Raw genomic sequence first — 531 nt, 5'->3', positions numbered from 1 at the left:
GGTCCATGTCGATGTTGGCCTTGGCGTAGAACGTCTTGATGTCTTCTTCGACACCATAGTTCTTCATCAGGTCGTTCTCGCTGGCTTCATAGCGCAGGTCGTAGTACCGGCCCAGCAGGTCACGTGCATTGAAATTGATCACGTTGCCAAGGCCGATGAAGTCCATCGATGCGAATCCATGGGGCACCGTGTCCATGCGCACCGGTGCGCGGCCATTCTTCAGATCCACGTAGTGGGCGATGTACTCGCGATCCTTGTTGCGGCGGGTGACATTGACGCCAACGTCGTAGCTGCGCAGGAAATCGGAGGACTCGACCAGCCGGTTCAGTTCGAGACGACCGGACTTGAGTGTGTCCTCGGTCCATGCGCGATCGGTGCGCCCGTCGCGCCCCCATCCCATCGCGTCCATGCCCAGGTAGACCTGGGTGGGATCGGTGAGGCCGGGGATCGTGAAGTGGTTGAACCCCTTGCCCGTCTGCAGGTTGAAGTCGATGTTGCGCGGGGACGCGAATGCGGACTGCAGTTCAAGCA

At 59.7% G+C, this 531-nt stretch carries 1 pseudogene; it reads right to left on the bottom strand.

The window, feature by feature from the left end:
- Window positions 1-531 (bottom strand): annotated as a pseudogene (locus IB213_RS17890) (hypothetical protein); the annotation flags it as partial.

It is taken from the genome of Comamonas sp. CMM02 (assembly GCF_014851485.1).
Taxonomy (GTDB): Bacteria; Pseudomonadota; Gammaproteobacteria; order Burkholderiales; family Burkholderiaceae_C; genus Comamonas; species Comamonas avium.
Note: the sequence above shows the minus strand (reverse complement) of the source record. Positions and strands in the feature narration are given on the sequence as shown.